Here is a 26,101-nt window from a genome sequence, read left to right as displayed (position 1 = left end):
GTGTTGAATAACGGCGGTTCCCCAGGAATGGCAAAACCCCGCGTCTCCGGGATCGCCGGATGTGACGCGGGGTTTTGTAATGAGCGGTTGGTGCGCCGCCCAAGTCTTACTGCTGGCCGACCTCGAAGCGGACGAACCGGGTGACCGTCACGCCGGCCTCGTCGAGCAGCGCCTTGACGGTCTTCTTGTTGTCGGACACCGACGGCTGGTCGAGCAGCACGACGTCCTTGTAGAAGCCGGTGACGCGACCCTCCACGATCTTGGGCAGCGCCTGCTCGGGCTTGCCCTCGGCCTTGGCGGTCTCCTCTGCGATACGACGCTCGTTGGCGACGATGTCCTCCGGCACGTCCTCACGGGTGAGGTACTTGGCCTTCAGCGCGGCGATCTGCAGCGCCACGGCGTGCGCGGCCTCAGTGTTATCGCCGGTGTACTCGACCAGGACACCCACGGCGGGCGGCAGATCGGCAGCCCGCTTGTGCAGGTAGGCCTCGACGTTGCCGTCGAAGTACGCCGCGCGGCGCAGCTCGAGCTTCTCGCCGATCTTGGCCGAGAGCTCCGCGACGGCCTGCTCGACCGTCTTGTCACCGATCTTGGCGGCCTTGAGAGCGTCCACATCGCCGGCCTTGGCGGCCGCGGCGGCATCCACCACGTCGTTGGCCAGCTGCTGGAACTCGGCGTTCTTGGCGACGAAGTCGGTCTCGGAGTTGAGCTCGATCAGCGCGCCGCCCTTTGCGGCAACCAGGCCTTCGGCGGTGGCGCGCTCAGCGCGCTTGCCGACGTCCTTGGCACCCTTGATGCGCAGCGCCTCGACAGCCTTGTCGAAGTCACCGTCGCTCTCGGCAAGGGCGTTCTTGCAGTCGAGCATGCCCGCACCGGTGAGCTCCCGAAGCCGCTTGACGTCGGCAGCGGTGTAGTTAGCCATGTGGCCCTTCCCTAAGAACTAAGAAGTTTCAGTGGTGGTTTCGGTGGCGACCGGCCCGGCGTCGCTGGGGGCCGACGCGGTGGCGCTGGCGAGCAGCTCCTGCTCCCATTCGGCCAGCGGCTCGGCTCCGGCCCCGGCTTCGGAGCCGGACTTGTCGCCCGCACCCGAGCGGGCCTGCAGGCCTTCGGCCACCGCGGACGCGATCACCTTGGTCAGCAGCGCCGCCGAGCGGATCGCATCGTCATTGCCCGGGATCGGGTAGTTGACCTGATCCGGGTCGCAGTTGGTGTCCAGGATCGCGATGACCGGGATGCCCAGCTTGATGGCCTCGCTGACCGCCAGGTGCTCCTTGTTGGTGTCGACGACCCAGATCGCCGAGGGCACCTTCTGCATGTCGCGGATACCGCCGAGGCTGCGCTCGAGCTTGTTCTTCTCGCGGGTCAGCATCAGGATTTCCTTCTTCGTGCGACCCTCGAAGCCACCGGTCTGCTCCATCGCCTCGAGCTCCTTGAGGCGCTGCAGACGCTTGTGCACGGTGGAGAAGTTGGTGAGCATGCCGCCCAGCCAGCGCTGGTTGACGTAAGGCATCCCGACGCGGGTGGCCTCGTCAGCGATGGACTCCTGAGCCTGCTTCTTGGTGCCGACGAACAGGATGCTGCCGCCGTGGGCGACGGTCTCCTTGACGAACTCGTAGGCCTGATCGATGTAGGTCAGCGTCTGCTGCAGATCGATGATGTAGATGCCATTGCGGTCGGTGAAGATGAACCGCTTCATCTTGGGGTTCCAGCGTCGGGTCTGATGCCCGAAGTGGGTGCCGCTGTCAAGCAGCTGCTTCATGGTTACAACAGCCATGATGGCCATATCCTTTTGTGTCGGTTGTCGCCCGGCTTCGGGTGAAGCCAAGCCCTGGCGCCTGAGGCGTGCCGACCCGTCGTTTCCGACGAGACCAACCGGCATGCGTGGTGCAAGTGTCGATGTAGCGAACTTGCGGAACAGGCGCGCGAAGTCAACCCGCTCGCGCGAGTTGCGGATCAAAGTTTACACCGCTCGAGGGGGTGCTTTGTCCACAGCGCCACGCCGGTCCACAGCCCGGGCTCCGGCGACTTCCGTCCGCCGGCATATCCCGCTGAACTGGAGCGATGCGCGTCGTTGCGGTGCTGGCGGCCGCCGTGCTGCTGTGCGCGCCGCCCGGACGGGCCGACGCCGGGCGGCTGGTGTGGCCGCTGCGGCCCCCGCCCGCGGTGACCAGGGCCTTCGATGCACCGTCACCGGATTGGCACCGCGGTCATCGCGGCGCGGACCTGGCCGGGGCTGCTGACCAGCCCGTTTATGCCGCCGGCGCGGCAACGGTGGTGTTCGCCGGGACGCTGGCCGGGCGGCCGGTGGTGTCGCTGGCGCATCCCGGCGGGCTGCGCACCAGCTACGAACCGGTCGAGGCGGTGGTCCGGGTCGGTCAGCAGGTCGACGCGTCGACGGTGCTGGGTCGGTTGCTGCCCGGGCACGCGGGCTGCCCAGCCGCCGCCTGCCTGCATCGGGGAGCGATGTGGGGCCCGGCGTCGCGGGCCGACTACGTCGACCCACTGGGGCTGCTGGCCAGTACGCCGGTTCGGCTCAAGCCGCTGGCGCGGTGAGCGTGTAGGCGTCGCGCGACATCTGGAAGGCGTTGCCCGTCTTGCTGTCGGCGCAGGTAACTCCGGCGGGATCGACCGTGCAGGTGATGCTGCCAACTGATCGCCGGTCGCCGTAGTGCAGCGTCGGCGGCGCGTACTGCCCACTGAAGAACAGCTGGCTCATCACGAATCCGAAGCACGGCGCCTGACCCTCGGCGAGCTGAAGGTTCTCCCCTCCCGGTTCGCCGATGGCGCCGGGGACATTCGCGCGCGGGCAGGTGTGGGACTGCGGGGCGATCCACCTGTGCTCGTCCGCCTTGCACCACGCGAAGGCTGACCCGTCGGGCGCGGTGCCGAGTTGGCAACCGATGTTTCCCGACGGAGCCAGGAACTGGATCTTGGAGTGCGCTGCCTGGGCGGTGGGAGCCAGGACGCCGGCCGTCACCGCTGCGGCCACAGTGAGCGTCGCGATCTTGTGCATGCGCCCAAGCAGACGCCGCCGCAGCAGCTACCGAACCCAAGTTCTGAGGCGTCCGTAGGCTGGTGAGCAATGAGTATTGCGCCCGATACGACCGTCGTCCTCGGCCACCGATTCGCCACTGAGGTGCCCGAAATCGCGCTGCGCTGGCAGGCCGAAGCCGCCCCCGATCCGCGGCTGCTGGTCCTCAACGAGACGCTGGCCGCCGAGCTCGGCCTGAACCCCGAATGGCTGCGCGGCCCCGATGGGATCGGGCTTCTCGTCGGGACCCAGCTGCCCGCGGACGCCGAACCCGTCGCGCAGGGGTATGCCGGTCACCAGTTCGGTGGCTATGTGCCACGCCTCGGCGACGGGCGCGCCCTGCTGCTGGGTGAGCTGGTCGACACCGAGGGCCGGTTGCGCGATCTGCATCTCAAGGGATCGGGTCGCACACCGTTCGCCCGCGGCGGCGACGGCTTGGCCGCCGTCGGGCCGATGCTGCGCGAGTATGTCATCAGTGAAGCGATGCACGCCTTGGGAATTCCGACCACCCGCTCACTGTCGGTGGTCGCCACCGGACGCACGGTGCAGCGCGAAACGGTGTTGGACGGCGCGGTCCTCGCCCGGGTCGCGTCGAGTCATCTGCGCGTTGGCAGCTTCCAATATGTCTCTGCCGCAGGCGAATCGGAGGTGCTGCGCCGACTCGCCGACCACGCGATCAGCAGGCACTACCCCGCCGCCGCGGACGCCGACAAGCCGTACCTCGCCCTGCTGGAGTCGGTGATCGCCGTGCAGGCGGACCTGATCGCGCAGTGGATGCTGGTCGGGTTCATCCACGGCGTGATGAACACCGACAACATGACGATCTCGGGCGAGACGATCGACTACGGGCCGTGCGCATTCATGGACACCTTCGACCCGAAGACGGTGTTCAGTTCGATCGACTCGTGGGGCCGCTACGCGTACGGCAATCAGCCGACGATCGCCGCGTGGAATTTGGCCCGCTTCGCCGAGGCGCTGCTCGGGCTGATCGACGACGACCAGGATCGCGCAGTCGAGCGGGCAACGGCGTCGCTGCAACAGTTTCCGCAGCTGTATTCCGCGGCGTACGCGGCGGGCATGCGCCGCAAACTCGGACTCAGCGAGAACGTCGACGATGCTGCGGCGCAGAAACTTTGCGAGGACCTCGTGGCGCTGCTCGAGAGTGAGCGCGTCGACTACACGTCATTCTTCCGCCGACTTGCCGGCGGTGTGGTGGAACCGGCATTCGAGGCGTGGGCCGGCCGGTGGCGCGAACTGGATCCCGATGTCGAGGCGATGCAGCGGGCGAATCCCGTCTATATCCCCCGTAATCATCTGGTCGAGGAAGCGCTGACGGCCGCGTCCGCAGGTGACATGGAGCTGTTCGACCGGCTACTGCGTGTGGTGAGTTCTCCCTACGACGAACGCCCGGGATTCGAGCGTTACGCCGATCCCGCCCCCGAAGACTTCGGCAACTGCTTCCAAACCTTTTGCGGCACTTAAGCGTTCAGGCGCGCGGGTGCGCCTGATCGTGCACCGCGCGCAGGCGCGCGACGGTCACGTGGGTGTAGAGCTGCGTGGTGGCCAGCGAAGAATGACCCAGGATCTCTTGGACGATGCGCAGGTCGGCGCCACCTTCGAGCAGGTGGGTGGCGGCGCTGTGGCGCAGACCGTGCGGACCGATATCGGGCGCGCCGTCGACCGCCGACATGGTTTGGTGCACGACGGTTCTGGCCTGGCGGGGGTCCAGTCGCTTGCCGCGGGTGCCGAGCAGCAGCGCTGGGCCCGAGTCAGCGGTCGCGAGTTCGGGTCGGCCGTCGCTCAACCAGGCGGTCAGCGCGGCCAGCGCCGGCGCTCCGAACGGCACGGTGCGCTGTTTGTTGCCCTTGCCCAGGACGCGCAGGACCCGCCTGCCGGTGTCGACGTCGTCGATGTCGAGGCCGCAGAGTTCGCTGACGCGGATGCCGGTGGCGTAGAGCATCTCGACGATCAATCGGTCGCGCAGCGCGAGCGGGTCGCCTTGCTCGGCACCCAGGTCGGCAGCGGCCATGGCCGCCATGGCCTGGTCCTGGCGCAACACCGCGGGTAGCGTGCGGCGGGCCTTGGGTAGCTGCAGCCGCACGGCCGGGTCGTCGGCCAGCAGTCCGCGTCGGGTCGCCCAGGCGGTGAACGTCTTGACCGCCGAGGTGCGGCGGGCCAGGGTCGTGCGGGCCGCTCCGCTCGCGGACTGGGCGGCCAGCCATGAGCGCAGGATCGGCAGGGTCAGACCTGCCAACCCGGCGCCGGGCGCGCGTTCATCGAGAAAGGTGAACAGCGATCTCAGATCGGTGAGATAGGCCCGTTGGGTGTGCTCGGAGCGGGCGCGCTCCAATGCGAGGTGCTCGGCGTACTCGTCGAGGATCGCCGCGTAGTCGCTCGGGTCCACGCCTCTACGTTCGCACCCGCGAGCGTTACCGCGGCCGACCGACGCGGCACCGTGTCCTGCCTGTTACCAGTCGCAGACCGGGTGAGGCATCAGTTGCTGCGCTTGAACGGATTCCAGCGCGATCGCGGCGTCTCGCTCGCCGCGTGACCCGGGCACCACTGCCCGGCAGGCACACCTCGGCGTACGGCGTCGACGTGCATACCGCACCCCGCCCAGGTCGTCTTTCCACACTTACGACAAGTGACGGCACGACACATGAGATTTCCTTTCGATACCGCTGGCTAGGCCAGGCTCAGGAACAGCTTCTCGAGTTCTTCGATGGTGAGGTCGTTGGCGCCGACCGCCTTGTCATCCGACGGGTCGAGGCAGTCTCGCAGCCCACTAGCGATGATGGCGAATCCGGCCCTGTTCAACGCTTTTGATACAGCAGCGAGCTGGATGACGACGTCTTTGCATCCTCGTCCGTCCTCGATCATGCCGATCACACCGCCGAGCTGGCCGTGAACGCGCCGCAATCGGTTCAGCGCCGCCTCCACAGCGACATCACACCGGGGCTGCTGATTCTCGACGCCCGCGTCGTCGACTTTCGGATCTCGCATAGTTTCTGTATACCATACCCCCTATGGTATTACTACTGAGGACAACGGCTGCGGAATGCGGCCAGAGTCCGGTGGTACCTGCGAGGAGATGACCTTGTGCTCTAAACGCAGCGTGTCGATGCCGTGACGATGACGAAACGACGGTCGAGGAGGGCATACCCCCAATGTTTGGCTTGCTGAAACGGTTCTGGGTGGTGGCGATCGTCGTCATCGCCCTGGTAGCAGCGGTCGGCGTGGTCAGCCGGCTCCGAACGTTCTTCGACTCCGACAAGCCTTACACCACCGCCGAGATGCCGGCCGACGCGATCAAGCCGATCAACACCAAGCGGGTGACGTATGAGATCGTCGGCCCGCCAGGCGCTTCCGGTCGGGTGAGCTACCTCGACGTCAACGGCAAGACCCGAGAGGCGGCCTTTACCGAACTGCCGTGGTCCGTGACAGTGAGCACGACCGACCCCGGTGTCCTGGCCAATGTCGTCGCTCAGGGTGACACCGACGCACTCGGCTGCCGCATCCTGGTCGACGACAAGCTCGTCGCCGAAAACTTCGCCAATGGCCGCGACGCCCAGGCCTTCTGTCTGGACAAAGCCGCATGAGCGCGCACGAGAAGGACACTCGCACCCGGGTTCCCCGCACCATCCGAGCGCTCGCGGTCCCGCTCATCCTGGTCTGGGTGGCCTTCACCGCCGCGGTGAATCTGCTTGTCCCTCAGGTCGAGAAGGTCGGCATGGCCAATGCCGTGTCGATGTCACCACAGGATGCTCCCTCGGTGATCGCCGCCAAGCGGATGGGACAAAAGTTCGGTGAGTCGACCTCTGACAGCATCGCGATGGTGGTGCTGGTCGGCGATCAACCGCTGGGTGAGGCCGCGCACCGGTACTACGAGACGCTGGTGGGCAAGTTCAACGCCGACACTAAGCACGTCGAGCACGTTCACGACTTCTGGGGTGACATGATCACCGCCGCAGGCGTGCAAAGCAGTGACGGCAAGGCCGCCTACGTCCAACTGAACCTCGCCGGCGACCAGGGCAGCACCGAGGGCAACCATTCGGTGGACGCCGTCCGCAAGATCATCGCTGACACCCCTCCCCCGGCGGGCCTGCACGCCTATGTCACCGGGCCTGCGCCGCTGACCACAGACTCACTCGAGGCGAGTGACCGCGGCATGATCAAGATGACTGTGGTCACGATGATCGTCATCACCATCATGCTGGCTCTGGTGTACCGGTCCTTCAGCACGGTGCTGCTCATTTTGGCGATCGTGGGGATCGAGATGGGTTCTGCCCGTGGCGCGGTCGCGGTGATCGGCCACTTGGGCATCATGGACTTCTCGACGTTCTCGGTTCCGCTGATGACAGCGTTGTCGATCGCCGCGGGTACCGACTACGCGATCTTCCTGATCGGCCGCTACCACGAGGCCAGGCAAAATGGCGAGGACCCGGAATCGGCCTACTACACCGCTTTTCACGGGGTTGGGCATGTCATTCTGGGCTCAGGCCTGACCATCGCGGGCGCCATGCTGACGTTGCGCCTGACCCGGCTGTCCTACTTCAACTCGCTGGCCTACCCGTCGGCACTGGCGCTGATCATCGTCGTGGCCGCGGCGCTCACCGTGGCCCCTGCCATTCTGGTCGTGGCCAGCCGCTTTGGACTGCTGGACCCCAAGCGGATGATGAAGACCAGGGGGTGGCGCAAGGTCGGCACCGCAACGGTCCGCTGGCCCAAACCGATCTTGGCCGCGGCAACCAGTGTCGTGCTCCTCGGCCTACTCGCCATGATCGGCTACAAGACGAGCTATGACGACCGGCACTACATTCCCGACGACGTGCCGGCCAACGTTGGCTACACCGCAGCCGAAAAGCACTTCAGCACAGCCCGGCTCAATCCCGACATCATGACGATCGAGTCGGACCATGACATGCGCAATCCAACCGACATGATCGTGCTCGACCGGATTGCCAAGGCGCTGTTCAGGATCAAAGGCATCGCAATGGTGCAGAGCATCACGCGGCCTCTGGGCTCCCCCATCGCGCACAGTTCCATTCCGTACCAGATCAGCATGTCCTCGGTGCCGATCACCCAGAACCTTCAGTTCTTGAAGGAGCGGGTCGGTGACATCAGCAAGATGAGTGATGACATGGGCACGATGATCGCTTCGATGACGCAGATGCAGGCGTTGATGGTGAAGTTCTCCACCGCCATGCACACCACCGTCGGCTCGGCCAACGGCATGGTCGACTCCGCGCATCGCAGCGTCGCTGACATGAACACCATGAAGGCCACCCTGGACCAGATGCGGGATAACATCGCCAATTTCGATGACGAGGTGCGGCCGTTCCGTAACTACTTCTACTGGGAGCCACACTGTTTCAACATTCCGGCCTGCTTTGCGGTGCGTTCGGCGTTCGACGCCATGGACGGCGTCAACACGTTCAGTGACAACATGGCCGCGCTGCAGACCGACATGACCGCGATGGTCGACGGTATGGACAAGATGGTCAATGGCATGGGCGACATCGACGCGCTGGTGCCCCAGATGGTGCAGGAGTTCGGCCCGATCATCACGACCGCCACGACGATGCAGCACACGCTGCAGACCATCCACAGCAGTTTCGACGGGCTCATCCAGCAGATGCAGCAGATGACCGACACCGCGACCGCGATGGGTGAGGCATTCGATGCCTCCAAGAGCGACGATTACTTCTATCTGCCACCGGAAGTGTTCGCCAACCCCGACTTTCAGAAGGGGCTCAAGCTGTTCCTCTCCCCTGACGGCAAGGCGGCGCGGCTCATCGTCACCCACGATGTGAACCCCGCCTCCGAGGCGGGCATTTCGGTGGTGGACGACCAGCTGACGGCAGCGCACGAGGCGATCAAGGGCACCTCACTGGCCAACGCCGATGTCTACCTCACCGGGACCGCGGCCACGTACCGCGATGTGCAGGCAGGGGCGAAGTACGACACCATGATTGCCGCGTTCGCTGCTCTGACCCTGATTTTCATCGTGATGCTGATCATCACGCGCGCCCTGGTGGCGTCGATGGTGATCGTCGGCACGGTCGTGATCTCGCTGGGTGCCGCGTTCGGCCTGTCGGTGTTCATCTTCGAACGGATCGTGGGCATCGAATTGAACTGGATCGTGCTGGCATTCGCGGTGATCATCCTGATGGCCGTCGGCAGCGACTACAACCTGCTGTTGGTGTCGCGATTCAAGGAGGAGATCGGTGCCGGCATCAACACCGGCATCATCCGGTCCATGGGCAGCACCGGCACCGTGGTGACCGCCGCGGGACTGGTGTTCGCCTTCACGATGGGTTCGATGATCTCCGGCGACCTGCTGAACGTAGGCCAGGGCGGCATGACGATCGGCATCGGGTTGTTGCTCGACACGTTGATCGTCCGGTCGTTGATGACACCGTCGATCGCCGCGATCCTCGGGCCCTGGTTCTGGTGGCCGCTGCGGGTGCGCCAACGCCCGGCCTACAGCGAGCGGATGCCCGCAGTGTCCAGACCCGAGGCCAGGGAGCCGGACGCCGACGACGACACCCAGGTGCTCGCCCCGGCCTAACCGTCCCCGGCTTCGGCTTCGGCGAGTTCCTTCTTCCACTGCCGGAAGGTCTCTTCGGTGCGGCCGCGCCGCCAATAGCCGGAGATCGACGCCCACTTAGCGTCGACGCCGCGCTCCTTGCGGATGTAGGGCCGCAGGTTGTGCATGACGGCTTGGGCTTCGCCGTGAATGAAGACCTGGACTTGGCCCGGCAACCACGGGGTGGTGGTCACGGCCTCGATCAGCGGGGCGTGATCACCGGCCCGGTCGTCGCCGATGAGATCGGCGCGCCCGCCGCGGTAGATCCAATTGATCGCCACGGATTCCGGTGCGTTGAGCTCGACTTCGTCCTCGGGTCCGGCGACTTCGATGAAGGCTTTGCCAACAGCATTGAGCGGCAACGCTTCCAGAGCAGCGCTGATCGCGGGAAGGCCCGCTTCGTCACCGGCGAACAGGTGCCAGTCGGCGGCCGGGTCCGGCGAGTACGCTCCGCCAGGTCCCATCAGGTGGATGGTGTCGCCGGCTTTGGCGGCAGCGGCCCACGGCCCGGCCACCCCGTGCTCGCCGTGGACCACGAAGTCGACGGTGATCTGGCGCGCTTCGGGATCGACGCGGCGCACCGTGTAAGTGCGCACGGTGGGCTGCTGTTCGGGCGGCAGCACCTTGAAGCTGTCCAGCGTCAGCGGTTGCGGCAGCGACGAGACGTCGACGTCGTCACGTACGAAGACGAACTTGACGTAGGAGTCGGTGAACTCACCAGGTGTGAAGGTGTCGAACCCGGTGCCACCGAGGACGACCCGCACCATGTGCGGGGCCAGCTGCTCGGTGCTGACAACCTGGAATGTGTGTAGTGGTCGACCGGCCACATCGCCTCCCGACGAGAATCGTTAGCCAACCGCCTTGACTATACGTTTCGACCTCGGGTTGTGGCCGTCCACGTCGGTCAGGGCGGTGTACGCACCAACCGCCAGCAGCCGTCGTCGCGGCGGGCCAGCCCGGCGATCTCGAGCATCGCCAACGGGCCGAGCACCGCGGTGGGCGCCAGGCCGGAGGCCACCGCGATCTCGTCGGCACTGCGCACACCGCGGGCGGGCAGCGCCTCGTACACCTGTTTCTCGGCATCGCTCAAACCGTCGAGCGGACCTGTCGGCCGCGGCTCCTCATCGGCGAATTCGCCTGCTCGGCCGACCAATTCAACGACCTCGTCGGCCCGCGTCACCAGCTCGGCACCGCCGCGCAACAGCACATGACACCCCATCGACGAGGCCGACGTCACCGGGCCGGGCACTGCGCACACCACCCGGCCCAGAGCCCGTGCCCACGCCGCGGTGTTCGCCGCCCCGCTGCGCACCCCCGCCTCCACCACCACCGTGGCCGCACCCAGCGCCGCGACCAGGCGATTGCGGGTCAGAAAGCGGTGCCGCGCCGGCCGCACGCCCGGCGGATACTCCGTGAGCAGCAGGCCCGCATTACTGATCCGGTGCAGGAGCGACGAGTGTCCGGCCGGATACAGAACGTCGATGCCGCCGGCCAGTACCGCCACCGTCGGCCCGTCGGCGGCCAGCGCAGCACGATGTGCGACGCCGTCGATGCCATAGGCGCCGCCGGAGACCACGGTGACCTCACGCTCGGCCAACCCGTTGGCCAATTCGGCTGCGACGTGTTCGCCGTAACTCGAACATGCGCGGGTCCCGACGATGGCCGCCGATCGCTCGGCGACCTCGTCAAGCCGGGCCGGTCCGATCGCCCACAGCGCCAGGGGTGGTCGGCCCTGCGGCCGCTCTCGCACGGCCGCCCCACCGAAGCCCGTGAAGGCCAAGGTCGGCCACTCGTCGCTGTCGGGGGTGATCAGCCGGCCACCGCGCCGCTCCAGCAGGTTGAGATCAGCTTCCGCCGCGTGGATATCGCGTCGGGCGGCCGTGCGTTCGCGCAACGCGTCGCTCACCTCGCCGGCAGCGACCCGCTGGGACGCTTCCACCGGGCCGACCTCGCCGACCAGCGTCGCGATCTCGTCGCAGGGCGGTTCGGCCACCCGGGACAGATACGCCCATGCCAGGGTGGTGACGTCGTCGGTCATGGCTTCGCTCCTGCCTGGCGGAAGCTCAGGGCCACGGCGACGTCGTCAACATTGGGCATCGTTCGGCCGGCCAGATCCGCCAACGTCCACGCGACCCGCAAGGATCGGTCGACACCACGAATGCTCAACACACCGCGTTCCAGTGCGGTCTTCAGTGGCGCCATCGCGGTGCTGTCGAGCCGGAACTTTCGGCGCAACACCGAACCAGTCACCTCGGCGTTGGTGGTGAAACCATAGCGACGCCAACGTTCGGCGGCCGCCGCGCGGGCCTGTCCGACCCGATCACGCACGGCCGCAGTGCTTTCCGCGGCCTCGGGCGCGAAAGCACCGGCACGCACCGTGTGCATCTCCACCCGTAGGTCCACGCGATCCATGAGCGGGCCGGACAGCTTGCCGAGATAGCGTCGCTTGTCCAGCGACGTGCAGATACAGTCCTTCGGGTCGGTCTTGGCGCACGCGCAGGGGTTGGCTGCCATCACAAGTTGGAACCGCGCCGGGTAACACGCCACACCGTCACGTCGGGCGAGCCGGATTTCCCCGTCTTCCAAGGGTGTTCGCAAAGACTCAAGGACACTGACCCGAATCTCGGCGCACTCATCGAGGAACAGGACGCCGCGGTGCGCGCGACTGACCGCACCCGGGCGAGCCATGCCCGAGCCGCCGCCGACAAGTGCCGCCACACTCGACGAGTGGTGCGGTGCGATGAACGGCGGCCGGGTGATCAGCGGGGTGGTCTCCGAGAGCATACCGACCACCGAATGAATGGCCGTCACCTCCAAGGCCTCGCTTTCCGTGAGTTCGGGCAACAGCCCCGGGAGGCGTTGCGCCAGCATTGTTTTCCCGACACCAGGCGGACCGGTGAGCATGAGATGATGCGCCCCCGCAGCGGCGACCTCGACCGCGAACCGGGCGTGGCTCTGGCCGACGACATCGGCCAGGTCGGCGACCTGCTCGGCCTGCGATACCCGCGCGTCGACCCGGTCGGCGAGAGCGGCCTTTCCCTTGAGCCAGCCCTGCAACTGCTGCAGTGTGCGAACCCCGAGGACCTCGATACCGTCGACCAGGCTGGCCTCGGCCAGGTTCACGATGGGCACCACCACGGTGGGCCAGCCCTGCTTCTTGGCGGCCAGCACCGCGGGTAGTACGCCACGCACTGGGCGAATCCGCCCGTCGAGTGCCAACTCTCCCAACAACACCGTCTTCTCCAGTCGATCCCACTGCTTCTTGTGACTCGCCGAGAGCACGGCGGCGGCGATGGCGATGTCATAGAGCGAGCCGGTTTTGGGCAGGGTGGCCGGCGAGAGGGCCAGGGTCAGGCGCGACTGCGGCCAGTCGTTTCCGCAGTTGGTGATGGCCGCACGCACGCGATCGCGGGACTCACGCAACGCGGCATCGGGCAGTCCCACGAGATGGACGCCGGGCAGCCCCGAGGTGATGTCGGTCTCGATCTCGACGATCTCACCGTCCAGCCCGCGCACCGCGACCGAGTAGGCCCGTCCCAATGCCATCAGCCGACCCCACGCAGGTGGGTGATCTCCGGAGTGCGCTGCCGACCGATGCGCACCCCGATCACATCGATGCGCACGGCCGCCCAACGCTGATCCTGGCCGGCCAACCAAATTCCGGCCAGCCGGCGGATGCGACGCACCTTCGCGGGCGTGACCGCGTACTCCAACCCGCCGAACCCGTCACCGGTGCGGGTCTTCACCTCCACGAACACCACCGCGCGATCTCGGGTGGCGGCGATGATGTCCAGTTCGCCGTAGCGGCACCGCCAATTGCGGGTCACGATCCGCAACCCGAGCGCCTCGAGATGCTCGACCGCCAGCTGCTCCCCGAGCGCACCAAGTTGATTGCGCGTCAACGTCGTCATGGATGCAGCGTCGACCACCCGTCCGACACCCGTCGACACCGATGACCCGAAATTGCGTGAGAACCGTTAGTTATCCCCAGATCCGGGTTCATCCACAGCGGAGTTCAACACGCTGATGAGGTGGACCTCTGCTGTCGCCATGCACACCGAAGCCGGGTGTCACACGCCACCGAACTCACGTGATGGGATACAGCACGAAGCGGCCCCACGCCACCAAGGCAAACACGCAGATGAATACGACATCACCGAACATCGACACCCATTCACTGCGCCGGAAGCGAGTCGTCGCAGCACCCGCCATGAACAACATCAGCCCGGTGGCCGCCAGTGGAACCAATGTCGGCGCGACGTTCACCAGCCCGGGGAGCACCAGCCCTGCGGTGCCGAGAAATTTGATGGTTCCAATCGCTTTGACGTGAGCAGGGCTGAAATCATCGACCCAATGTTGACTGGCCGACAGAGCCCGATAGCGGGCTTTACTCAGCAGGATCTGGCTGGCACCGCCGACGGCGAACGCAACCGACAGTATGCCGGCAACAACCCAAAGCATCGTGTTCATGATCTCGCTCTCTGTGGTTACCTCAGTCCTTCCGGACTCGTCATTGGTGATGACGGGTTCCGCCGACGCGAGGTAACAACATGACGCATGACACCAGCAGAGAGCAGCAATTCGAAGCGCAGCGAGGACGCTTGCTGACCATTGCGCACCGAATCCTGGGTTCATACGCCGACGCCGAGGACGCTGTGCAGGAGGCGTGGCTGCGCTTCGCGCGGCAAGACCCGGCATCGGTCGACAATCCCGCCGGCTGGCTCACCACGGTTATCGGTCGTGTCTGTATCGACATGTTACGCGCCCGCGCGGCCAGGGCCGAGGTTCCGTTTGGCGATGGTTCCCCCGAACTTGTCGTCGCCGATGACGTCGACGGGCCGGAAGACTCTGCTGTGCTGGCCGACTTGGTGGGCATCGCACTGTTGGCTGTGCTGGGGTCACTCGGCCCTGAGGAACGGCTGGTGTTCGTTCTGCACGACATGTTCGCCGTCCCGTTCTCCGACATCGCCGGCATCGTCGGCAAGACGACGGGTGCGACGAAAATGGCCGCAAGCCGTGCGCGGCGGAAGGTCCGCGCGGCACCGACGTCCCCATCCGCTCTCCACGAGCAGCGTGCCGTCGTCGATGCATTCCTGCAGGCCGTCCGCGATGGTGACTTCGACGCCCTACTCGACGTTCTCGCGCCCGACATCAAATGGGAGCACCACACCGCACGCGGAGTCACTGTCACCGTCGGCGCCGCCGAAGCGGTCGATGCGGTGCGCCGCGGACGACGCGCGAAGGTGACCGCGCGGCGCGTTCTGGTCAACGGGACGCCGGGAATTGCGGCATGGAGCAGCCGGGGTAAACCCCTTGGCCTCATGGTGTGCACGGTGAAAGACGGTCGACTGAGCGCTATTTCATCGATCACCGACCCCGTGCGTCTGGCGACGCTGGCTCTGCCGGAGCCCTAGAGCGGTCCGAACCCGCGTTCACCCCGCGGCCTCACACCAGATCAATCGCCTCCGCGATCGACGGCAGCACCCGCGCCGGCCGGAATGGATAGCGCTCGACATCCTCGATCGTCGTCGAACCCGTCAGCACCAGAATGGTTTCCAGTCCCGCCTCGATACCGGCCACCACATCGGTGTCCATCCGGTCGCCGACCATCACCGTGCTTTCCGAATGGGCCTCAATGCGATTCAACGCACTGCGAAACATCATCGGGTTCGGCTTGCCGACGAAATACGGCTCCCGCCCGGTCGCCTTGGTGATCAACGCGGCCACCGACCCAGTCGCGGGTAGCGGCCCCTCGGCGGATGGACCGGTCACATCCGGATTGGTGGCGATGAAGCGGGCACCCCGACCGATCAACCGGATCGCTTTGGTGATCGCCTCGAACGAATACGTCCGTGTTTCCCCGAGCACCACAAAGTCCGGGCCCGTATCGGTCAGCGTGTACCCCGCCTCGTGCAGCGCTGTCGTCAACCCCGCCTCACCGATCACATACGCCGACCCACCCGGCAGCTGATCGTTGAGGAACGCCGCCGTGGCCAGCGCGGAGGTCCAGATCGCCGCCTCCGGCACGTCCAGCCCTGAGCGCGCCAACCGCGCCGCCAGATCACGCGGGGTGTAGATCGAATTGTTGGTCAAGACCAGGAACCGGCGCTGTTTGTCGATCAGGCACTGCAAGAATTCCGCGGCCCCGGGTAGCGCGTGCTCCTCGCGGACCAGGACGCCGTCCATATCGGTCAGCCAGCATTGCGGCGTCGCACGCATGGCCCTCCCTTCGCGCATGTTCTCAGCATCAGTGTTCCCCGACACCGAGCTGCCAACCCCGTGATCAAGCAGCGGAGTCATGACGCGAGTCCGGCCGCCGACCCACGCAGGACCACTCGGCCACCTGTACACGTCTGGGTGAACCCGGACAACGACATCGCTCGAAACGCGCTGTCATCGCTGACCCGCGGAACATCCTGTGCGCCTATCGAATCCGTGCCATACAGAACGTTCCATCCTACCGATCCGTTGTCGTCGGAATGGACAGCCAGCAACGCGTCCCGCGCCGACATCTGATCGAGCAACGTACCGAGGATCTGGTCGGGTTCGACCAGTACCACCACCGGCTCCGCCCCCGCGGACGACAGTCGGGCTACCTCGTCGCGCAAACCGGTCTGCTCGGCCAGCAGGATTTGCAGCAGCATCCTCTCGCTGGATTTATCCCGGTGCACGGCACCGACTTTGGTGCGCACCCACATTCCACTGACCAAGCCTTCGATGTGTTCGACGACCGGCGGTAACGCACGCCGGTCGACGTGCAGCCGGACCGACAGGCAGGTCCGATATGACGCACGCGCTTCAGTCAGCGTGTTCATACCGCCGGCGCACCCGCTCGCAACGCCGCGGAAGGTGATCTGCGGCTGATGGTCGGGGTCGTAGCGAAAGATCACGTGCTCGGTCATCAGCTGGCCTCGCGGCGGACGGCTCGCTCTCCCACGACGATCGTGAGACGTTGCCGCGCAGGCAGATACACATCGACGCACAGGGGCTCACGCAGCCGGCGAAGAGCCATCAGGGCTCGGATCATGACGACACCACCGAAGGACGACGCTGCAGTGCCACCGAGACGGTCAACACCACCAGTCCGGTGACAGCAAGCACCGCGCCCGCCGCCGCCGGAGCGGTGTAGCCGTAACCCGCGGCGATGACCAGCCCCCCGATCCACGCACCTGACGCATTGGCGATATTCAAGGCCGAGTGATTCAGTGCCGCGGCCAACGTCTGCGCCCGCGCGGCGACATCCATCAGCCGGGTCTGCAACGCCGGCGCAATAGCCGCGCCACTCGCACCGATGCCGAACAGCAGCACCATGGCGGTGAACGGGTTGTGCGCGGCGGCCACGAAGACCGCCAGCACCACCGCCAACGACGTCATCGAGAGGTACAGCCCGCGGATGACCGAGCGGTCGGCCACCCGACCGCCGGCGAAGTTGCCGACCACCATGCCGACACCAAAAACCATCAGGCCCAGGGGAACCCAGGAGCGCGGCACTCCCGACACGTCGGTCAACGTGGTGGCGATGTAGGTGTAGACGGCGAACATGCCGCCGAAGCCCACCATGCCGATCAGCAGCGCCAGCCACACCTGCGGGCGCCGCAACGCGTCCAGTTCGGTGCGAGTGCTCGTGGCGTGACCCCGGCCGATATCCGGCAGCCACATCCAGATCGCCACCAACGTCAACAAGCCGATAGCGACGACCAACGCGAACGCGCTGCGCCAGCCCAACAGTTGCCCCAGCCAGGATGCCAGCGGCACCCCGACCACGGTCGCCACCGTCAGCCCCGTCATCACCTGCGCGACCGCCTTGGCCCGCCGCTCGGGTCCGAGGAGCCGCGCGGCCACCAGCGCGGCGACGCCGAAATACGCGCCGTGTGGGAGGCCGGCAAGGAAGCGTGCTCCGATCAGAACGGGATAGTTGGGCGCCAGGACGGTGGCCACGTTGCCGATGGCGAACAACGCCATCAGGCTCATCAGCACGATCTTGCGGTTGAACTTCGCGGTCATCGCGGCCAGCACCGGGGCGCCGACCACAACGCCGAGCGCATAGGCGGAAATCACATGGCCCGCGGTCGGCTCGGAGATGTGCAGTCCACCGGCGATCTCGGGCAAGAGGCCCATCGCGACGAACTCATTGGTGCCGATGCCGAACGAACCCAGCGCCAGGGCCAGGATGCCCAGCCCTGTTCTTGTCGGGCACAACGTGGGAGAAGCCGCCGGCGCGGCGGGTCGGGAGGTGAGTGTCACGGGAGCTATCGCCTTTCTGTGCGGTGGCGGTTGCTGCCGCAGTGCAGCGCTCGATCCCTGCCCCGACACTAGCGCCACTTACACCGCTCAACCAACCGACTTTTGTTTTATTTCGGTGAAAGTGACGGGTGTCTCCATCGCTATGCAGCACAGATAGTTCTTGGTTCAATGGAAAGGTGCCCGTCACCAGGCGTTCTGCCGCCCCCGCTACCGCCGGGGAGATCTTCGGGCTCATCCGTGACGGTGTCGCCACCACCCGCACCGAAATTCGGGAACTGACCGGTCTGTCCAGGACGGCCGTGGGAAGCCGCATTGCCGCACTCGGGCGCCGCGGCCTGGTCTCCGAAGGAGAAGAGGGACCGTCGACCGGCGGCCGGCCCCCCGCACTGGTCCGGTTCAATGCCGAGGCCGCAGTGGTGCTGTCAGCAGCCATCGGACGAAGTCGCACCCGATTGGCTGTCTGCAACCTCGCCGGCGACATCCAGGCGCTGGCCGATATGGACTCTGAGATCCGCATCGGCCCCGACGACCTGATGCCCGACCTGGTCAAGCGACTGGAGGTTCTGCTCGACGAGACCGGCAGGCCCCTTCAGGACGTACTCGGTGTCGGGGTCTCGCTGCCTGGAACCGTCGACCAGCAGCGTGGCTGCAGCCTGGCGTCGCCGGTGATGAGCGGATGGGACGGCGTCCCGCTGGAGCCGTACTTCCGCAACCTGACGTCGGCGCCGATCGTGCTCGACAACGACACCAACGTCCAGGCCCTCTCGGAACGTCGCGGCCCGCTGAAGATTCACGACGACCTGCTGCTGATCAAGGCATCCACCGGACTCGGCGCCGGGATCGTGTCCGGCGGGGTACTGCAACGCGGCGCCGTCGGCGCGGCCGGCGAGTTCGGCCACAACAAGACCGCCGCTGCAGCAGGCATCCCGTGCCGATGCGGCGACACCGGATGCCTGGAGGCCGTCGCCGGCGGGTGGGCGCTGGTCCGCACGCTGCAGGAGCAGGGCCGAGCCGTGAACCACATTCGCGATGTCGTCGAACTGGCCAATCACGGCGACGGCGAGGTGCGCCGGCTACTGCGCGAAAGTGGCCGCCACGTCGGCGAAGTGATCGCCGCAGCGGTGAACCTCCTCAATCCCGAGGTGCTCGTCGTCGGCGGCGACATGTCAGGCGCCTACGACGTCTTCGTGGCCGGGTTACGAGAGACGTTGTACGGCAACGCAACTGCGCTCGCGACTCGGCATCTTCAGGTCGTCCCGTCGACCTATGGCGATAAGGCGGGCAATATTGGTAGCGCGGCGCTGGTCTTGGAAAAGATCTTGTCCGCGGACGCGATCGACGCATCGCTGCGCTGATGACCTATTGGCGCACCCGGTAGCCCAGATCGGCGAGGATGCCGAGCTCGACCGGACTGAGCACCCGCACTTCCGCTCCGTCACCGTCGTCGCCAGGATTCATCATCTTCTTGTTCTCACCGGTGAAGACGTGGCCATTCAGGTGCGCGACATTGCTGACGTTCCACTCCGGGTCGGTGAGCAGCGGCACCGGTTTGCCGTCGTAGGCCGCCATCGCATTCGGCCCGCCGAAGAACAGTCCGCCGTCGCCGCCGGTGAGATTCGGCTCGAAAGCGGTGTTGAACGTGTAGTCGTCGTTGATCACCTTGGTGCCGTCGGCAGTCACGATGAAGCTGTCGAACGTCGGGTGGTTCTTGCCCTGGGGCGACCCCGGGCCCGAGATGCCGGTGTCGAAGCCCAGCGTGTGCACCAACTCGTGCATGATCGTCGCCTTGAAGTCGTCCTTGCCTTCGGTGACGGCGTCGTCGCTCAGCGCCCAGTTCGCGTTCCAGTTGACGTCGATATCGCCGTCGGGCAAGGCGCCGTTGGCATCCTCACCGGTGATCAGCTTCTGCTGGACCACCGTGCGGAAGTACCCGGGCGAGTCGTCATCGACGCGATCGCTGGCAGCCTGCGCGAGGTGGTTCGGTTCGTTGTCGTCGGCGACCTTGTAGGTGATGGTGACGGGTTTGGGAACCTCGAGATAGGCGGCGACGGCGTTGGCGGCGTCAGTGAGCGAGGCTTTGGCCTCGTCGGTCCAGTGCGCATCGCCCTCGGGGTAGATGAAGTCGAAGGTGACGACGTTGTCGGTGCCCGCCGTGAGGTGGTCGGGCTTGTCCGGGCTGGCCGCGGCGACACTCGGCGTCACCGCAGATTCGGCCGCCGTCGGCTGCGCCTCAGGCTGAGTGGACGAACATCCCGCCACGACCGCGCACACGGTCGCACTCGCCGCCCCTACCCGCAACCACACCGTTGACGACATACTCCCCCTTGAGTTAGGACGGAGTGTACGTCAGCGATTCGTCGCTCACACGTAAATGCGTTGCGCGGTAGCGTTATTCGGGCAGCCGCAGCTCGGGCTTCTCGACCTCTTCGATGTTGACGTCCTTGAACGTGATCACCCGGACCTGCTTGACGAACCGCGCCGGGCGGTACATGTCCCACACCCAGGCATCGGTCAGGCGTAGCTCGAAGTACACCTCGCCGTCGGTGTTGCGCGGCACCAGCTCGACGCTGTTGGCCAGGTAGAAGCGGCGCTCGGTTTCCACGACGTAGCTGAACTGCCCCACGATGTCCTTGTATTCGCGGTACAGCGAGAGCTCCATCTCGGTCTCGTACTTTTCGAGATCTTCGGCACTCATCGGTTCAGCGGCCCTCTTTGTCTTCGGTCGTGGTGCTATCCATCTTGACTCACACCTGATCGTCTTGCTGCGGGGGTGGGCACTCCATCACCATCTCCGTACCACCGGAGCGGGCCACCCGCCGCACATTGATGTAAGAAAACCTGTGCTGACGGCACGGTCCCAGGTCGTTCAGCGCCGCACTGTGCGCCGGCGTGCTGTATCCCTTGTGCTCGGCGAAGCCGTAACCCGGATGTTCGTCGTCCATCGCCACCATCAGCCGGTCCCGGCTGACCTTGGCCAGCACGCTGGCCGCGGCGATACAGGCCGCCGCGGCGTCCCCGCCGATCACCGGCAGCGACGGCATCGGCAACCCCGGCACCCGGAATCCGTCGGACAGCACATATCCCGGTCGCACCGACAGCCCCGCCACCGCGCGGCGCATGCCCTCGATGTTGGCCACGTGCACCCCGCGCCGGTCCACCTCGGGCGCCGGTATGAACACCACGTGATAGGCCAGCGCGTAGCGCTTGATGATCGGGAACAGGCGCTCCCGCTCGGCGTGGTTCAGCTTCTTGGAGTCATCGAGCGCGGCCAAACTCTCGAGACGATTCGGGCTCAGCACACAGGCCGCCACCACCAGCGGGCCTGCGCACGCACCCCGGCCGACTTCGTCGACCCCGGCCACCGGGCCCAAACCGCTTCGGTACAAAGCGGATTCGAGGGTCCGCAGTCCTGACGATTTGCGGATCACCGTCCGCGGCGGCCACGTCATCGCCGGCACGGATCAGCCCTGCTGCGGGTCGAACGAGGACACACCACCCCAGCGAGACGGCGGCCACGCGATGAACCGCGCCTTGCCGATCACGTTGCTCACCGGCACGGTGCCGGCCGTCGGGTCGCCGGTGCACAAAATGCCCTTCTGGGCGTCGGCGGGTGTGCTGGTGCAGTGGGCCCGCGAATCCGCCGAATGCGTGCGGTTGTCCCCCATCACCCACAACCGGCCGTCGGGCACCTTGACCGGACCGAACTCGTTGCCCAGGCACGGGTACACCAGCGGGTCGGCCATCATCGTCTGCGCGTTGAGGTACGGCTCGGTGAGCGGCTTGCCGTCGACGGTCAGCCCGGTGTCGGCGCGGCATTGCACCGTCTGGCCGCCGGTCGCGATGACGCGCTTGACCAAGTCGTTCTCGTCGGGCGGCACGAACCCGACCACGGACAGCGCGTTTTCGATGTAGCGCACCACGGTGTTGGTGGACCGGATCGACTTGTATCCGACGTTCCAGTTCGGTGGCCCCTTGAAGACGATGACGTCACCGGGACGCGGGTCACCGAACCGGTAGGTGACCTTGTCGACCATGATCCGGTCGCCGACGCAGCCTGCGCAGCCGTGCAGGGTGGGCTCCATCGATTCCGACGGAATCAGGTACGGACGCGCGATGAACGTCAGCATCACGTAGTAGAGGACTATCGCGATGGCGACGAGGATCGCGCCTTCGCGCAGCGCGGACTTCTTTTTCTTTTCCCCCGTCTCAGGGGTGTCGTCAGCGGCTTTGCCGCCCGGAACGTCCGTCTGCGTGGCGTTGTCCGGAGTGGAGTCGTCCGAGCCCGTTGTGTCGGTCACGTCGTTAGCGTAGTCAGACCAGCTGACTGCTCACGCCGCGCACGCGTCGGAGCTCAGCGCTTTTCCTTGATCTTGGCCTTCTTGCCCCGCAGCTCGCGCAGGTAGTACAGCTTGGCGCGACGAACGTCACCGCGGGTGAGGACCTCGATGTGGTCGATGTTGGGCGAATGCACCGGGAAGGTGCGCTCGACGCCGACGCCGTAGCTCTCCTTGCGCACGGTGAAGGTCTCGCGGATGCCGCCGCCGGAACGACGGATCACGACACCCTTGAAGACCTGAACGCGTTGCTTGTTGCCCTCGATGACCTTCACGTGGACATTGATGGTGTCCCCGGGGCTGAAGGTCGGAATGTCGTCGCGCAGCGACGCCTGGTCGACGAAGTCCAGCGTGTTCATCGGTGACACTTCCTTGCGGTTCGCGGCGCAGCCACCTGCCTGCGCAAAACGCGCTGGCGGTCGCCGGGCCGATGGATTCGGGCACGTGGTGTATGGCGCAGCAGGCGGAAAAGTCCCAGCCCGCGCGGCAACTGCTCAATTGTGCCAGATGCACCGCGAGCAGTGAAATCGCGCGACCCGCCGAGGTGCCGTTGATCTGTCAGTCAGCTAATCGCGCGGTGTAGAAAAGATACCGTTAACCTGGACTACGGTCGGGCGGCAACGCGGCACCCCGGATCTCAGCGTTCCACCAGGCCCTCAAGGAGATGGACATGCGACGGCATCTGTCGATGCTGGTCACGGGCACCGCAGCGGCACTGATCGGCGTCCTGGTGGCCGCCTCGTCCGCAGAGGTGAACGCGGGCGCCAGCGACGCAGCGGCCCGCCCGGTGAATCTGCTGTCTGCCGATCCGAATGCCATCGCGCAATCTCCCGCCATCGATCCCCTGCCCGACGCACCCCCGGCATCGTTGGCCAATCTGGACGTGCTGGCCAAGCAAGCCGCCTCCGAGGCCGCTCAGGACGGCGCCGACATCAGCTTCACCCTGTTGGACCGAAGGACCGGGAAGGTCCTCACCGGCGGTGACGACGCCCCCTTCCCGGTGGCCTCGGTCAGCAAACTGTTCATCGCCGACGACCTACTGATGCAGGTGGCCAAGGGGCAGCGCCAGCTGACACCCGAGGAGCAACAGTCCTTTGACGTGATGCTGCGGTCGTCCGACGACAGCGCCGCGGAGGTGTTCTGGGGCGAGGGCGGCGGCAACGCAATCATCAGCCGGGTCACCGCGCGCTATGGACTGTCCTCGACCACCGCACCGTACGACGGCAACTGGTGGAACACCATGAGCACCACCGCCGATCTGGTCCGCTACTACGACATGCTGCTCGACGGCGCGGGCGGTCTGCCCGCCTCGCAGGCCGCCGCCATCCTCGGCGATCTGTCGGCGTCGACTCCCACCGGCGTGGACGGTTACCCGCAGCGGTTCGGCATTCCCGACGGGTTGTTCGCCGAACCCGTTGCGGTGAAACAAGGTTGGATGTGCTGTTGGAACGGCGGCAACTGGCTGCACATGTCCACCGGCGTGATCGGCTCGGACCGTCGCTTCGTTCTGGCCATGGCCTCACTGCAGCCGGTCGACGACGCCACCGCGCGCAACACCATGACCCAAGCCGTCAAGACGATGTTCCCCGGCGGGCGGATCTGATCCCGCATCACCACTAACGGCGCGGCGGTCCCGGCGGCGGCTGACGGAATTCGGCCCGCGCCCGAAACGGCCGGGTCGGTTCGTTGCCTGCCGTTGTCGCCACCGCCGTCGCGCTCGCCATCGGGCTGGCCAGCCGTGTTGTCGGCGCGGTCGGACTGGCCGCACGCTGCGGACCGAGCACCATCGGACGGGTGGCCTGGGCGCTCTCGTCGTCGTTCTGTTCCAGCACGCTGCGCGCGATCCGCTCGATCGCGCCCTGCACCTGCATCCGGTCGGGCCTGCCTTCGAAGGCAGGCGAGCGGGTGAGGGTGTCGGTGATCCAGCTCGCCAGCATGTTGCGCGCATGGTTGACCTCAGCGGCGCCGGCCGCGGTGAGCCAGAGTTGATCGCCGCTGCGCTGGGCGTAGCCGGTCGCGACCAGCCGGTCGAACGTCGGCTCCAGAATTTCGACGGGCACCCGGTGCTGCGACGCGACGGCGCTGAGGTCCGCCGCACCGGCCACCTGTGCGTGCCGGTAGATCTGCAGCGCCGCCCACATCAGCGGGACGTCGAGGCGGGTGCCGCCCGCCCGGGCAAGGGCCGGCAGGTGCTGGCCCCGGCTTTCCCGCAGTAGCCGGCTGACCGCCACTTCCAGCACCTTTTCGGCCGGTTCGGTGGTCGGCATACCGAACCCTTCGCCGAGGTCGGTGCTGCCGGTGGCGGCCGCGTCGCGCAGCGGAACCTGTTTGAGGAACAGCGCCAGCACGAAGCCGACGATCGCCACCGGCGCCGCGAACAGGAACACCTTGCTCAACGAGTCGGCATAGGCGTCGATGATCGGCGCGGCCGCCGCGGGCGAAAGCTTGTGCAACGCCTGCGGTGACTGCGCGGCCTCGGGTGAGGCGCCACTGGCGGCCAGGGCCGGCGGCAGCCGGTCGGCCAGAAAGTTGCTGAACAGCGAACCGAAGATCGCGGCACCGAACGAACTACCGATCGTGCGGAAGAACGTGACACCCGAGGTGGCGACACCCAGATCGGTGAAGTCGACGGTGTTCTGCACGGTCAGGATCAGCACCTGCATGCTCAGCCCGATCCCGGCACCGAGGACCAGCAGGTCCAGCGACTGCACGAGCGTGGAGGTATGGGCGTCCATCAGCGACAGCAGAATGAACCCGACCGCCATGATCGCGGTGCCGGCGATCGGGAAGATCTTGTAGCGCCCGGTGCGACCCACGATCACACCACTGGTCAGCGATGTGGCCAGCAGGCCCAACACCATTGGCAGCGTGTGCAGGCCCGAGACTGTGGCCGACACCCCGTCGACGAACTGCATGTACGTCGGCAGGAACGTCAGCGCACCGAGCATCGCGAAGCCGACGACGAACGACAGCACACAGCACACCGTGAACACCGGGTCGGCGAACAGCCGGATCGGCAGAATCGGCTCGGCCGCACGCTTTTCGACGAACACGAAAGCCACCAGCACCGCCACCGAGCCGACGAACAGTCCGATGATCGTCGGCGAACCCCAGGCGTAGGTGGTCCCGCCCCAGCTGGTGGCCAGGGTGAGTCCGGCCGCGCCGAGGCCGACCAGCACGATGCCGGGATAGTCGATGACCGGCCGGGCCGTGCGGCCCAGCGCCGGAATCGCCACCGCCGCGACGGCCAGCACCACGACGGCGACCGGGACGTTGATCCAGAACGCCCACCGCCACCCGATGTGGTCAGTGAACAGCCCGCCCAGCAGCGGGCCCACGACGGTGGTGACGCCGAAGACCGCGCCGAGGGCGCCCTGGTATCGGCCGCGTTCGCGCAGCGTAATCACCTCGCCGATGACCGCGACCGCGGTGACCGTGATGGCGCCACCGCCGATCCCCTGCAGCGCCCGGGAGGCGACCAGCATGGACATGGATCCGGCCAGACCGCACAGCACCGAGCCGGCGAGGAAGAACAGCACCGCGGCCTGGAAGACCGTCTTGCGGCCGAAGGTGTCGCCGAGCTTGCCGACCACCGCGGTCACGATCGTGGACGCCAGCAGATAGCTCGTGACCACCCAGGACTGGTGGCCGGCTCCGCCGAGGTCGGCGACGACGGTGGGCAGCGCGGTAGCGACGATGGTCTGATCGAGGGCCGCCAGCAGCATGCCGAGCACGACAGCCAGAAAGACGAAATTGCGCTGCCGGCCCGTCACCTGCGCAGCCGCCGGTGCTGGCGGAGCGCCGGTGGATGGACGAGTCACGCACTCTTTCATACCCTGCAGCATCACCGGGTAACCGCCGACGGTGCCGTGCGCTCAGTCACCAGGACCGCTCTTCAGACCG

At 66.4% G+C, this 26,101-nt stretch carries 27 protein-coding genes; 7 read left to right on the top strand and 20 right to left on the bottom strand.

Going from position 1 to position 26,101, the window contains the following annotated elements; translation table 11 throughout:
• Positions 1-106: 106 nt before the first annotated feature.
• The gene (gene tsf, locus K0O64_RS10535; protein WP_096311085.1) at positions 107-922 is read right to left on the bottom strand and encodes a translation elongation factor Ts; all 816 of its coding nucleotides are present in this window, start codon (positions 920-922) and stop codon (positions 107-109) included.
• 18 nt (positions 923-940) lie between these two features.
• The gene (gene rpsB, locus K0O64_RS10530) at positions 941-1,774 is read right to left on the bottom strand and encodes a 30S ribosomal protein S2 (protein WP_071949957.1); all 834 of its coding nucleotides are present in this window, start codon (positions 1,772-1,774) and stop codon (positions 941-943) included.
• A gap of 287 nt (positions 1,775-2,061) precedes the next feature.
• Between rpsB and K0O64_RS10525 the strand changes: the two genes are divergently transcribed.
• The gene (locus tag K0O64_RS10525; RefSeq protein WP_220046343.1) at positions 2,062-2,553 is read left to right on the top strand and encodes a M23 family metallopeptidase; all 492 of its coding nucleotides are present in this window, start codon (positions 2,062-2,064) and stop codon (positions 2,551-2,553) included.
• On the opposite strand, the gene K0O64_RS10520 is transcribed toward K0O64_RS10525, so the two are convergent.
• Entirely contained in the window at positions 2,534-3,013 is a 480-nt protein-coding gene (locus K0O64_RS10520; RefSeq protein ID WP_096311083.1) for a hypothetical protein, read from the bottom strand. The genes K0O64_RS10525 and K0O64_RS10520 overlap by 20 nt on opposite strands.
• Before the next feature lie 69 nt (positions 3,014-3,082).
• Between K0O64_RS10520 and K0O64_RS10515 the strand changes: the two genes are divergently transcribed.
• A complete protein-coding gene (locus K0O64_RS10515) occupies positions 3,083-4,513 on the top strand; it encodes a protein adenylyltransferase SelO (RefSeq protein WP_096311082.1) in 1,431 nt (476 codons plus the stop codon).
• A gap of 4 nt (positions 4,514-4,517) precedes the next feature.
• On the opposite strand, the gene K0O64_RS10510 is transcribed toward K0O64_RS10515, so the two are convergent.
• The 3 genes from K0O64_RS10510 to K0O64_RS10505 form a co-directional block, all read right to left on the bottom strand.
• Positions 4,518-5,411 (bottom strand): tyrosine recombinase XerC, encoded by an 894-nt coding sequence (locus tag K0O64_RS10510; protein WP_425574805.1) that lies wholly within the window; start codon positions 5,409-5,411, stop codon positions 4,518-4,520.
• Between the two features lie 113 nt (positions 5,412-5,524).
• Positions 5,525-5,692 (bottom strand): DUF8730 family Cys-rich protein, encoded by a 168-nt coding sequence (locus tag K0O64_RS30425; protein ID WP_096311080.1) that lies wholly within the window; start codon positions 5,690-5,692, stop codon positions 5,525-5,527.
• 24 nt (positions 5,693-5,716) lie between these two features.
• Positions 5,717-6,034 carry a metal-sensitive transcriptional regulator gene (locus tag K0O64_RS10505; RefSeq protein ID WP_096311079.1) on the bottom strand — a complete coding sequence of 106 codons (318 nt, stop codon included), beginning with the start codon at positions 6,032-6,034 and terminating at the stop codon, positions 5,717-5,719.
• A gap of 164 nt (positions 6,035-6,198) precedes the next feature.
• Here K0O64_RS10505 and K0O64_RS10500 point away from each other — a divergent pair, with 164 nt between their 5' ends.
• Both K0O64_RS10500 and K0O64_RS10495 read left to right on the top strand, forming a co-directional pair.
• A complete protein-coding gene (locus tag K0O64_RS10500; RefSeq protein WP_096311078.1) occupies positions 6,199-6,630 on the top strand; it encodes an MmpS family transport accessory protein in 432 nt (143 codons plus the stop codon).
• The gene (locus K0O64_RS10495) at positions 6,627-9,602 is read left to right on the top strand and encodes an MMPL/RND family transporter (RefSeq protein ID WP_096311077.1); all 2,976 of its coding nucleotides are present in this window, start codon (positions 6,627-6,629) and stop codon (positions 9,600-9,602) included. Before K0O64_RS10500 ends, K0O64_RS10495 begins: the two co-directional genes overlap by 4 nt.
• On the opposite strand, the gene K0O64_RS10490 is transcribed toward K0O64_RS10495, so the two are convergent.
• From K0O64_RS10490 to K0O64_RS10470, 5 genes are all read right to left on the bottom strand, one after another.
• Positions 9,599-10,447, bottom strand: coding sequence for a siderophore-interacting protein (locus tag K0O64_RS10490; protein ID WP_096311076.1), 849 nt, complete (start codon positions 10,445-10,447; stop codon positions 9,599-9,601). The genes K0O64_RS10495 and K0O64_RS10490 overlap by 4 nt on opposite strands.
• Before the next feature lie 77 nt (positions 10,448-10,524).
• Positions 10,525-11,658, bottom strand: coding sequence for a DNA-processing protein DprA (gene dprA, locus K0O64_RS10485; RefSeq protein WP_096311075.1), 1,134 nt, complete (start codon positions 11,656-11,658; stop codon positions 10,525-10,527).
• Positions 11,655-13,166, bottom strand: a complete 1,512-nt coding sequence (locus K0O64_RS10480) for a YifB family Mg chelatase-like AAA ATPase (RefSeq protein ID WP_096311074.1) — start codon at positions 13,164-13,166, stop codon at positions 11,655-11,657. Before K0O64_RS10480 ends, dprA begins: the two co-directional genes overlap by 4 nt.
• The gene (locus K0O64_RS10475) at positions 13,166-13,531 is read right to left on the bottom strand and encodes a YraN family protein (protein ID WP_096312789.1); all 366 of its coding nucleotides are present in this window, start codon (positions 13,529-13,531) and stop codon (positions 13,166-13,168) included. The genes K0O64_RS10480 and K0O64_RS10475 overlap by 1 nt, the downstream gene beginning before the upstream one ends.
• Positions 13,532-13,706: 175 nt before the next feature.
• A complete protein-coding gene (locus K0O64_RS10470) occupies positions 13,707-14,090 on the bottom strand; it encodes a DoxX family protein (RefSeq protein WP_096311073.1) in 384 nt (127 codons plus the stop codon).
• Positions 14,091-14,170: 80 nt separating this feature from the next.
• Here K0O64_RS10470 and K0O64_RS10465 point away from each other — a divergent pair, with 80 nt between their 5' ends.
• Complete coding sequence (locus K0O64_RS10465; RefSeq protein WP_096311072.1) at positions 14,171-15,034, top strand: sigma-70 family RNA polymerase sigma factor; 864 nt, start codon at positions 14,171-14,173, stop codon at positions 15,032-15,034.
• Between the two features lie 31 nt (positions 15,035-15,065).
• On the opposite strand, the gene K0O64_RS10460 is transcribed toward K0O64_RS10465, so the two are convergent.
• From K0O64_RS10460 to K0O64_RS10450, 3 genes are all read right to left on the bottom strand, one after another.
• Entirely contained in the window at positions 15,066-15,839 is a 774-nt protein-coding gene (locus K0O64_RS10460; protein WP_096311071.1) for an HAD-IIA family hydrolase, read from the bottom strand.
• Positions 15,840-15,916: 77 nt separating this feature from the next.
• Positions 15,917-16,522 carry a hypothetical protein gene (locus K0O64_RS10455; protein ID WP_096311070.1) on the bottom strand — a complete coding sequence of 202 codons (606 nt, stop codon included), beginning with the start codon at positions 16,520-16,522 and terminating at the stop codon, positions 15,917-15,919.
• A 121-nt stretch (positions 16,523-16,643) separates the two neighbouring features.
• A complete protein-coding gene (locus K0O64_RS10450) occupies positions 16,644-17,864 on the bottom strand; it encodes an MFS transporter (protein ID WP_096311069.1) in 1,221 nt (406 codons plus the stop codon).
• Positions 17,865-18,040: 176 nt separating this feature from the next.
• Between K0O64_RS10450 and K0O64_RS10445 the strand changes: the two genes are divergently transcribed.
• Entirely contained in the window at positions 18,041-19,219 is a 1,179-nt protein-coding gene (locus tag K0O64_RS10445; protein ID WP_096311068.1) for an ROK family protein, read from the top strand.
• 4 nt (positions 19,220-19,223) lie between these two features.
• Here the strand turns inward: K0O64_RS10445 and K0O64_RS10440 are convergent, their stop codons facing one another.
• The 5 genes from K0O64_RS10440 to rplS form a co-directional block, all read right to left on the bottom strand.
• Complete coding sequence (locus K0O64_RS10440) at positions 19,224-20,180, bottom strand: zinc metalloprotease (RefSeq protein ID WP_125477424.1); 957 nt, start codon at positions 20,178-20,180, stop codon at positions 19,224-19,226.
• 73 nt (positions 20,181-20,253) lie between these two features.
• Positions 20,254-20,559: a DUF2469 domain-containing protein gene (locus K0O64_RS10435; protein ID WP_071946215.1), complete on the bottom strand. Its 306-nt coding sequence runs from the start codon at positions 20,557-20,559 to the stop codon at positions 20,254-20,256.
• Between the two features lie 49 nt (positions 20,560-20,608).
• On the bottom strand, positions 20,609-21,322 hold the full coding sequence (locus K0O64_RS10430; RefSeq protein WP_096311066.1) for a ribonuclease HII: 714 nt from the start codon (positions 21,320-21,322) through the stop codon (positions 20,609-20,611).
• Positions 21,323-21,325: 3 nt separating this feature from the next.
• On the bottom strand, positions 21,326-22,162 hold the full coding sequence (lepB, locus tag K0O64_RS10425; RefSeq protein WP_096311065.1) for a signal peptidase I: 837 nt from the start codon (positions 22,160-22,162) through the stop codon (positions 21,326-21,328).
• Positions 22,163-22,215: 53 nt separating this feature from the next.
• Entirely contained in the window at positions 22,216-22,557 is a 342-nt protein-coding gene (gene rplS, locus K0O64_RS10420) for a 50S ribosomal protein L19 (protein WP_071946221.1), read from the bottom strand.
• A 311-nt stretch (positions 22,558-22,868) separates the two neighbouring features.
• Between rplS and K0O64_RS10415 the strand changes: the two genes are divergently transcribed.
• A complete protein-coding gene (locus K0O64_RS10415) occupies positions 22,869-23,801 on the top strand; it encodes a serine hydrolase (RefSeq protein WP_096312788.1) in 933 nt (310 codons plus the stop codon).
• Between the two features lie 13 nt (positions 23,802-23,814).
• On the opposite strand, the gene K0O64_RS10410 is transcribed toward K0O64_RS10415, so the two are convergent.
• Positions 23,815-26,031 carry an MDR family MFS transporter gene (locus tag K0O64_RS10410; RefSeq protein WP_096312787.1) on the bottom strand — a complete coding sequence of 739 codons (2,217 nt, stop codon included), beginning with the start codon at positions 26,029-26,031 and terminating at the stop codon, positions 23,815-23,817.
• Positions 26,032-26,101: the final 70 nt, after the last annotated feature.

The organism is Mycolicibacterium pallens (assembly GCF_019456675.1).
GTDB classification, from domain to species: Bacteria; Actinomycetota; Actinomycetes; order Mycobacteriales; family Mycobacteriaceae; genus Mycobacterium; species Mycobacterium crocinum.
The sequence above is the reverse complement of the archived record's forward strand: the minus strand, read 5'-3'. Positions and strand labels throughout refer to the sequence as shown.